Origin of the sequence: Rhizobium sp. BR 362 (genome assembly GCF_036528765.1) — a bacterium.
Lineage (GTDB): Bacteria > Pseudomonadota > Alphaproteobacteria > Rhizobiales > Rhizobiaceae > Rhizobium.
In genome coordinates, this window is the sequence record NZ_JARWGH010000066.1 from 1 (window position 1) to 9,003 (window position 9,003).

9 protein-coding genes and 3 pseudogenes are annotated in these 9,003 nt (G+C 58.0%); 3 read left to right on the forward strand and 9 right to left on the reverse strand.

The annotated features are described in order from the left end of the window. Together QDY28_RS30290 and QDY28_RS30295 are read left to right on the forward strand one after the other, a co-directional pair. Positions 1 to 232: transposase (locus QDY28_RS30290; protein ID WP_331384811.1), on the forward strand; the 232-nt coding region annotated here is incomplete at its 5' end. A 6-nt stretch (positions 233 to 238) separates the two neighbouring features. After that, positions 239 to 433 (forward strand): annotated as a pseudogene (locus tag QDY28_RS30295) (HU family DNA-binding protein); the annotation flags it as partial. Between the two features lie 743 nt (positions 434 to 1,176). Here the strand turns inward: QDY28_RS30295 and QDY28_RS30300 are convergent. The 7 genes and pseudogenes from QDY28_RS30300 to QDY28_RS30330 form a co-directional block, all read right to left on the reverse strand. Further along, positions 1,177 to 1,428 carry a hypothetical protein gene (locus tag QDY28_RS30300; protein WP_120764172.1) on the reverse strand — a complete coding sequence of 84 codons (252 nt, stop codon included), beginning with the start codon at positions 1,426 to 1,428 and terminating at the stop codon, positions 1,177 to 1,179. A gap of 162 nt (positions 1,429 to 1,590) precedes the next feature. Next, positions 1,591 to 2,973: an IS701 family transposase gene (locus QDY28_RS30305; protein WP_184806404.1), complete on the reverse strand. Its 1,383-nt coding sequence runs from the start codon at positions 2,971 to 2,973 to the stop codon at positions 1,591 to 1,593. A gap of 179 nt (positions 2,974 to 3,152) precedes the next feature. Then, entirely contained in the window at positions 3,153 to 3,575 is a 423-nt protein-coding gene (locus QDY28_RS30310; protein ID WP_246802380.1) for an ABC transporter permease subunit, read from the reverse strand. 379 nt (positions 3,576 to 3,954) lie between these two features. After that, a pseudogene (locus QDY28_RS30315) lies at positions 3,955 to 4,335 on the reverse strand (amino acid ABC transporter permease); the annotation flags it as partial. Between the two features lie 94 nt (positions 4,336 to 4,429). After that, positions 4,430 to 5,446 carry an amino acid ABC transporter substrate-binding protein gene (locus QDY28_RS30320; protein ID WP_004112780.1) on the reverse strand — a complete coding sequence of 339 codons (1,017 nt, stop codon included), beginning with the start codon at positions 5,444 to 5,446 and terminating at the stop codon, positions 4,430 to 4,432. 114 nt (positions 5,447 to 5,560) lie between these two features. Beyond that, entirely contained in the window at positions 5,561 to 6,028 is a 468-nt protein-coding gene (locus QDY28_RS30325) for a RidA family protein (protein ID WP_004112782.1), read from the reverse strand. A gap of 9 nt (positions 6,029 to 6,037) precedes the next feature. Continuing rightward, positions 6,038 to 7,231: a MalY/PatB family protein gene (locus QDY28_RS30330; RefSeq protein ID WP_246802381.1), complete on the reverse strand. Its 1,194-nt coding sequence runs from the start codon at positions 7,229 to 7,231 to the stop codon at positions 6,038 to 6,040. 164 nt (positions 7,232 to 7,395) lie between these two features. Between QDY28_RS30330 and QDY28_RS30335 the strand changes: the two genes are divergently transcribed. Beyond that, entirely contained in the window at positions 7,396 to 8,295 is a 900-nt protein-coding gene (locus QDY28_RS30335; protein ID WP_004112786.1) for a LysR family transcriptional regulator, read from the forward strand. A 226-nt stretch (positions 8,296 to 8,521) separates the two neighbouring features. Here the strand turns inward: QDY28_RS30335 and QDY28_RS30340 are convergent. Continuing rightward, positions 8,522 to 8,689: pseudogene (locus QDY28_RS30340) on the reverse strand (MFS transporter); the annotation flags it as partial. Between the two features lie 18 nt (positions 8,690 to 8,707). Further along, positions 8,708 to 9,003, reverse strand: a 296-nt coding sequence (locus QDY28_RS30345; RefSeq protein WP_141694139.1) for a transposase, incomplete at its 5' end; no start/stop codon positions are given.

Genomic DNA, 9,003 nt, shown 5'->3' on the forward strand with positions numbered 1-9,003 from the left:
CAATCTCGTCGTGCCCGAAAACATAACGATCCTGCCGCTCCCGCCGAAATCGCCAGAGTTGAACCCGGTCGAAAACCTCTGGCTCTTCATGCGCGAGAATTGGCTCTCGAACCGAGTCTTCAAATCCTACGACGATATCGTCAATCACTGTTGCGACGCATGGCGAAAACTCGAAAGTCAGCCCTGGCGCATCATGTCCATCGGACGCAGAGAATGGGCCAATGCGTTCTGATCAATGAGAAGCCGTATAAGAGGGTTCGGCGCGTTCAGTGTCCGCCATCGCTTGTCGAAATCAGGCAGAAACCCAAAGACGAACACATCGATATTCGTCGAGGAGAAGTGGGTTCCCTTTTTCAAGGCGGGAAAAGACATACAGTATCGCCTGAACGCCGCGAGCAACCTCGATGCCCGAAGAATTGCTTCAAGAGGTTAGCTGCGATAGCGCTCGCACTCCAACCAATAAAGCCAACATGGGGAAGGTTATGGCAAGGAAAGTCAAATGGTTTGACGCGAACAAGAAGTACGGCTTTATAAAACTGACGATGGTGGCCCGGATATTTTCGTGCATCTCAGTGAAGCTATAAAGGCGAAGCTGCCTCATCTGACTCCAGGCGTACCCATTTCCTATACTCTTGAGATTGAAGACGGCAAAAGGTCGGCAAAAGAGCTCTCGCCAGTGACTATCAGCGCTGATCCAAAGTCCCCCGCCCGAACGATGAAGGAGCCGCCGAACGATTTTACGGACGAATTCGAAAGGGAATGGGGATTACGGCAAGCCTGAAGCTGGCTCGGTTGTTTTCCGGCCTTTAAATTCGGGCGTTGCCTTGTCTTTTCGCTTGGCCTTACAACGAAAGGCCAAGTCGATTTCTCTTGGCCGGTCCCGCTTGCAACCATTATCTGTAGCCCAGACCTTTTTGTTTCGCGCGCGAGGTTCTACGTGGCATATGATTGGAACGGCGCCAGAACACGGCGTATCAAGATATTGAAGTTCGTTGTTTCGCTCTTGATTGGTCTGACGCTCTTGGCCGGCCCTGCTATAATGCTTGTCCGTGCTCATCCCTAGGACAAACACCATGGGCCTCGAATATACCGAGATCTGGCGATGGATATCCACGACTCGCCATTGTCTCGCCAATTGCGGTGGAAAACAAAGCCCGATCGGCCCTGCCCTGTGGATCACTTGGGCATTTCCCTGTGGCGATCCAGCGCCTCAAGCACCGGGATGATTCCTTCAGCTACTTGCGGAGACAGATGCTCAAGTATGATACCGGATCGCACAACTGTTTCGAAGGAACGAGCGTCGACGACGGCGTAGGTATGATCTTCATCTTCAACTAGCGAGTAACTTTGCATGGCATGGATCTCCATAAACCTGTGCCTGACGATCAAGATGCCGGACACCGTACCGAATGATGCACTGGCCGTCACGTCTCCCGAGCGACATTAATCGAACATCGTTATCAAAGAAGACGAATTGGCCGGTCTGCCGAATTTTCGCAATATGGTGAGACCTCAATGCAACGACGCCTGCTCAGACACGCGCAGTTCATTCACGGCTGCATCGGCGATCTCTCAGCTTGACTTTGTACATTATGCGGCGAAGCAAATCGCCTGCGCCATACGGACAAGTCGCCCTGGCGGTATTTTATGCATTTCCAGGTTTGACGGTGAGTGTCGATAAAGATCGTCGCTCCACAAAACGAGACGCACAGCGCCAATCGCATCTGTGAATGTCAGATCGGTTTTCCTGTACCATGCCGCCGCGTAAGGGCGCGTGGTTTGGCTGAGAACATCTCCCGCCCACAGCGTCACGAGACTATAGAGGGCCAAAAGTGAAGGTGTCGTGCGGATGATGGCGTTGCCATTCCACTGGCGCTGGGTCTCCACACCAAGATGGGCGCGTGTTTCGGCGAACGTCACTTCGATCTGCCAGCGCCGAACGAAATAGGCGATGATCTGGGTCGGCTCGAGCTCGGTATTGGTGCTCATAAACGCCTGCGGTTCGCGGCGGCCGGTCGGGTCTCGAACCAGGACCCAGCGAATTGGCCTTGGCGGGGTTCCCCGCCGATACCACAAGCCAGTGCCTGTCGTGATATCAAGGTGTTTATCGGTTTGTCTGCCATACCAAGTTGACGCGATGACGCGTTGCCAGACGGTCTTGGGATTGTTGAGGACCGCCTTGAGCTTGGGCAAGGGCATGCCTTTTTGTGCGGGCCGACCGAGCGTGTGTTCGTGTCGCGGATCTGGCGGGGTGAACAGACTGGCATCGAGACGCAGGCGTGTGATGAGGGTGGCCCTGTCTGGCAGCGCTGCAGCCAATGTGTGGACAGCAAAACTGCTGTCGCCAACAAAAATGAGATCGCGTCCAGGCAGCCAGCGGCAAAGCTGCATCACGCCCTGTCTTGCCCAATCCGTCAGCAGTTTGTGTCTTCGTCCCCTCTTTTTGTCGTAGCGCTCTGAGGGGCATAAAAGCGTTAAGACTGGTAGGGCCTTGATGCATTTGGCCCATGGGACCGGGGCAAGAACCATGAAGCTCAACCAGCGCAAGCCGCTGGCTTTGACGAAGTGACCGTGACTGGAGCGCACTGGATCGCGATAAATGCCACGCGCGGCAATCTTTGGTCCCCATCGGCGTTCGATGGTGTCATCCATACCGATGACAATGGGACCATCGGGTACGAGGCTGGCGACAACGACCGATAACAGCCGCGAAGCCAACGTACGCGGGTTCCAACGCGCGCGATTAAGGAGCTGATGGTAGAGGGAAAAATTGCCAGCCTCGGCGCGGCCGGTGATCCGCAAACAGGACGTCACTGTTCGTTTGCCTGGAGACAGGATCGCACCCATCACCAGGACCAGGAGATGCTCCCAGCTGGGTGCCGTGAACCAGGGACGAAACGACGACAGCCACTGGCGAAGGATTTGCGGAACAGGATCACCCGACCCGACGCAGTTCTCATTATGATCGGTCATCCACCGGTTCGAATCCGGTCACGCGAAACAGGCAAGTCAGAGAGACTGCGGCGAATTGATTCACCCCGCTCAAATTGCCTCAAAATGAGAGTGCCGCGCGCGCCACGCTGCCAGTACGCGGAAGATCAGCGCCGCCGCAACAAACCCGAAATTCCAAAGAGATTTTGTACAAAGTCAAGCTAAGTCAGCATCAGCATCAGCATGCCTTCGAGCTCGCGCCCGGTCTGGTTGATCGTGATGCCCCCGAGCGTCGAACGGAGATCCATGTAGCCGACGGCTAGGCCCAGCGACGTATTTTTCGTGATGTTGAGATATTGCGAGATCAGCGGCGGCACGATGACCCGCAGGGCCTGCGGCAAGATTACCAGACGCATCGTGCGTCCTGAGGAGAGCCCAAGCGCATGCGCCGCTTCAGACTGGCCCTTCGAAATGGCAAGAATGCCGGAACGAACGATTTCCGCAATGAAGGCGCCGGTATAGAGGCTCAGCCCTATCCAGAGCGCGATGAAGGCATTGCGCAACTGCAGACCGCCGGTGAAGTTCAAGCCCTTCAAGGCCGGACAGTCTAAGTGGAAGCCGAGTACGTAAAGGAGGATTATCATCGGCAACGCAAAGACGCCCAGGCTCTTCCACCACGTGGCCGGGCGCTGACCGGTTTTGCCTTGGACCTGCGCGGCGTGCTTTTACCAATCCCCGATGCCCGATGAGTGAAAGCGCCACAATAGTCAGAATCGCTACGTAATTGAGATCAAATGCTCCAAGCACATCAGGAGCCGGCCCCAGGCTTTGCGAGAAGGCGGGCGTGGGTAGGTAGATGCCGCGGTTCGTAACCGCGATGCTGTCCCAGAGCATTATCGCTGCTGTGGGATGCTCGCCGCGAAATGCGTTCGGTGTCGGCATCGCCTGCGACATCACCGCAGCTACGACGATGATCCAGAGCAGAGCCGGAATGTTGCGGAAGCTCTCGACATAAACCGTCATCAAGCGGGCGACGATCCAGTTGTCTGAAAGCCTCAGCACCCCTGCCAAAACGCCAAGAATTGATGCGGTCAAGCACGCCATTGCGGCGACAATCAGCGTGTTGAGCAGGCCGACGACGGCGGCACGGGCGTGTGTGCTTGTGCTGGAGTAGTCGATGGCATGCGGAGAAATGTCGTAACCGGCCGTGCTCCATAGAAAACCGAAGGAGAAGTCTTTTCCAAGTGCGGCGAGATTGCGAATCGTGTTGTCGACCAGCCACGCTGCCGCAAGCAGGAGCAGGATGAACGCCAGGATCTGGATCGTCCGTGCTCGATAACGGGTGTCGTTAAACAGCATGCCCAGGTGAAACGGCTGGCGCGGAGCACCGGTTTTCATTGTCATGCGAGATATCTCCCTGAAGGTCTGCGCGGCCTTCGGTGCGGGCAGACGAGGCGAAAGCGAAAGGCGCGGGGGCAAGCCCGCACCTTGAAGGCTCTCAGCGGAACGGCAGCGGGTACATAAGACCGCCCTGGTTCCACAAGGCGTTTTGTCCGCGGGCCAATCCGATCGGCGTTTTCTCGCCGATGTTCTTGGCGAAGATTTCCCCGTAATTGCCCTCGGCGGCAATCACACGTTTGGCCCAGGCGGCATCGAGGCCGAGCTGTTCGCCGAGATTGCCTTCCTTGCCCAACAGGCGGTTTATTTCGGGGTTGTCGGTGCCGGCGGAAAGCTTCTCGACATTCTCTGCGGTGACGTCGAGCTCTTCGGCAGCAATCAGCGCCTGCAACGTCCATCGCGCCACATCAGCCCATTGGTCGTCGCCCTGACGCACAAGCGGACCCAATGGCTCTTTCGAGATGACATCCGGAAGAATGACGTGGTCCTGCGGAGTCTTGAAGCTGGAGCGCGTAGAGGCGAGGTCCGATCCGTCGCTGGTATAAACGTCGCAGGCGCCAGCCAAGTACTTCTGGGCGATGTCGGCATTGTTCTCGACCGGTACCGGCTCGTAGGTCATGCTGTTCTTGCGAAAATATTCCGCAAGGTTCAGCTCGGTGGTGGTGCCTGTCTGGATGCAGATCGTCGCGCCGTTCAGGTCCTTGGCGCTCTTTGCGCCGAGCGCCTTTGGCACCATGAAGGCTTGCCCGTCATAGAAATTCACGCCGGCAAAGGTGAACTTGAGGTCGACGTCGCGCGAAAACGTCCAGGTCGTAGTGCGCGACAGGATGTCGATTTCGCCCGATGCGAGCGCCGTAAAGCGCGTCTGGCCGGTCGTCGGCACGAAGTTCACCGCATTGGGGTCCTTCAGGACCGCGGCGGCGATCGCCCGACAATAGGCGACGTCCATGCCTTGCCAAACGCCGGACGCATCCGGCGCGGAGAAACCAGCCTGACCACCGGTCACGCCGCAGTTGAGCTTGCCACGCGCCTGGACGTCGGCCATCGTGCCGGCCGACGCTATGCCCGCCGTCAGCGTCGCCGCGGCCACTGTGGCCAACAACAAAGTCTTCTTCATTGACATTCTCCCGGTTTGTGATCCGAAAGCAGCGGCTTCCTGCCGGTTCTCCGCTTTGGGATCGGTTGAGTTCCCGATTGTTCGTCGTTCCGCAGAGCCTGGTGACACGTATTGTTATTGGTCGATTTCGAGCATCGCCTCTATCTCGACGGGTGCATTCATCGGCAAAGCGGCGACGCCGACGGCGGAGCGCGCGTGCTTGCCTTTGTCGCCGCAGACAGCGAGGAGGACATCAGACGCCCCGTTTGCAACGAGATGTTGCTCGGTGAAGTCCTCAGCCGAAGCCACGAAGACCGTGATCTTGATGATCCGTGCAATCCGATCGAGGCTGCCGAGATGTGCCTGCGCCTGGGCGAGGATGTTCAAGGCGCATTGTCTGGCAGCCAGCGCTGCGGCCGTGACGTCAAGCTCGCGGCCGACGAGACCTGTGGCAATCAACTTGCCGTTCGACAGTGGCAGCTGACCCGACGTGAGAATGAGATTGCCGCTTGCGACGATGGGGAGATAGTTCGCTACCGACTTCGCCGCTTCAGGCAGTTCTAGCCCGAGTTCGGCCATGCGTTTTTCAATCGTTTGAGACATCGGCGCGCCTCACAGTTTAGAGATGGCGGCGTTGATGCGGGTGATCGCATCATCGACAGTCGAGCGAGGACAGCCGAGATTGACGCGCATATAGCCGCGGCCCTCAATCCCAAACTTCTGGCCCTTGTCGAGCCAGACGCGCGCCTTGGTCAGCATGAATTTTTCGAGTGTTGCGGCATCCATGCCGAGCCCACGGCAATCCATCCAGGCGAGATAGAGCGAGTCTGCCGGAAGCACGCGGACCTTGTCGGTCGCATTATTGATCCGATCCGCGAAATAGAGGTGATTGCCGCGCACATAGGCGAGCATCTCCTCCAGCCAGGGTTCGCCATGGGCATAGGCCGCTTCGCAAGCGACCATGCCCAGTACGTTGACCAGCGGGAACATGTTGCGGTCGTATTGGCGCAGCAGTTCACCACGCAGCCGCGGATTCGGCACGAAGATATTTGCGCATTGCAGACCCGGCAGATTGAAGGTCTTGCTCGGCGCGGTGCACGTGATGCTCATTTGCGCGAATTTTTCGCCCAGCGATGCGAAGGCGATGTGTTTCTTCGCCGGGTTGAGGATCAGGTCCTGGTGAATTTCGTCGGAAATCACCAGAATGTCGTGCCGGGCGCAGATCTCTCCCATGGTCCGCAGTTCTTCTTCCGACCAGACATTTCCGGTCGGATTGTGCGGATTGCTGAGGATGAAGATCTTCGTGTTGGGCCGTATGGCCGCCTCGAAAATGGCGGCATCGAACCGGTAGCCGTCCTCGGTGCGAACGAGCGGGGCGAAGGCCAGATGACGGCCATTCATCAGCATGTCGTTGTGGAAATGGGCATAGACGGGCGGCTGGATGAGAATGGAGTCGCCAGGCGCGGAAAACGCCTGTGCGGCGACCTTCAGGATGGTAATGATGCCGGCCGAGGCAACAACCCATGCCGGCGCCACGTCAAAACCGAAGCGCTTTGCCTGCCATCCGGTCACGGCCTCAAGGTAATTTTTGGTCATGCCGCCGGGATAGCCGAAGACGCCGTGCTGGACAGCCTCGGCAAGCGCATCGATGACCGGTCGCGGGGCTTTGAAATCGGTATCGGCAACCCACATGGGAAGAGGATCGGCGGCCGCTTCGTCTGCGGACAGCAGGCGCTCGGCGAAAGCCCATTTCATCGAGTTGCTGTTCTTGCGATCGATGACCTCGTCAAAAATAGATGACGGCATGGCGTGATCCCCACGCGGATGCGGCGCAGTTGCAAGCTTCGTCAATACATTTCCTTTCGTCCGTCGCGGCTGCCTCGGCAGGATCATGGTTGACGAAAAGGTTAATCGCAGTGCATTATGAATGGAAATGGTATGAATTCATGTGGTGATGAGCGGAGGTCATAATGATAGATCGGCAGCATCTTGCGATCCTGAGGGAAGTCAACCGTCACGGCAGCGTCACCGCGGCGGCCGAGAAGATGAACGTCACACAGTCGGCGCTCAGCCACACGATCGCGAAGTTCGAGGATCGGCATGGCATCAAGATCTGGATGAAAACCGGTCGGGGTTTGCGCCTAACGCAAACGGGCGAATACCTGCTCACCGTGGCCGAGCGGGTTCTGCCGCAACTGGAGCACGCGGAACGGGTCCTCATAGACTTCTCATTGGGGCGAAGAGGAATGCTCCGAGTTGGCATGGAATGCCATCCCTGCCAGCGCTGGCTCTCGAGAATGGCGACACCCTATCTGGCTCAGTGGCTCGACGTGGATTTCGACGTGCGCACCGCCTTTCGCTTCGACGGGGTCGAGGCGCTGCTCGGTTATGAAATCGACCTCTTGATAACGCCGGACCCGGTAGAGGCGCCGGAGCTGCTGTTCACGCCCGTGTTCGATTACGAGCTGGTCCTTATGGTGCACGAGTCCCATCCTCTTGCCGGCAGGACATGCGTGCAACCGCACGATCTGATGGACGAAGAGCTAATCACTGTTCCCGTCACCCTAGAGCGATTGGACATTTACACCAAGTTTCTCGTTCCCGCCCATTATCGGCCCCGTCAGCACCGCACGGCCGAAACCGTAGACCTGATGTTGCAACTCGTCTGCGCGGGCAGGGGGGTCACCGTCCTTCCGGACTGGTTGCTGCACGAGGATGGGGCAGGAATGCCGATACGGGCGCTCAGCCTCGGAGAAGCCGGCATCCGGAAGAGCATCAATCTGGGCGTCAGGCGCGGCGAGGAGACCATCTCCTATATCGATGGCTTCCTGACGCTTGCCCGAGAGATGGGCCGCACACCCCTCGCGTGATTGCGGGATGCGTGGTGAGGCAGTTTCGTTCGCCGCGCAAGTTGCGTGTCCTGCCGCATTAGCCGTCCGAGACAAAACCGATTGCCATGCCAAGGCGTCCTGGGTGACGGTTGCGCGCGCCACGCCGGAAGCCAAGCGCTCGTAGAAACGCGCTGCGGCCTCAAGACATGAAGCGCGAGTACAATCTGATCGAGCGACGCGCGGAAACCGACACTAGAGTCCTTCCTCATCTGTTGCGGGGTAAGCTGGCGGCGCGCGATACCAACGGAACGAGCATAAAAGCTACGGCCGGCAGCACAAGCCAGTTGACCGTGCTCCAGCCTGAGCTGTGCAGCAGCGAACCGGCGAAAAAGGAGGCGCAGGCAACTGTCCCGAACACCATAAATGCATTAGAGTCGGATTCGAAAAGCGTTCAACGATATCCATACCTTGCTAGCCGTCTGGTGATGAGACGAATGTGGGCGATCATGATCCACGCTTCGGCTGATGCGATCGAGCGTTCGACGTCTTTGGCCAATCTGCGGCATCTGCCAAGCCAGGCGAAGGTCCGTTCGACCACCCATCGACGCGGCAGAACCTCGAAGCCTTTCGCCTTGTCTGAGCGCTTGATGATCTCGATCGTCCAGCGCCCGATCTTTTTCAGTCGCCGCTTCAACTTATCGCCCGCATAGCCACCATCGGCGAAGACATGCAGTAACCATGGCCACC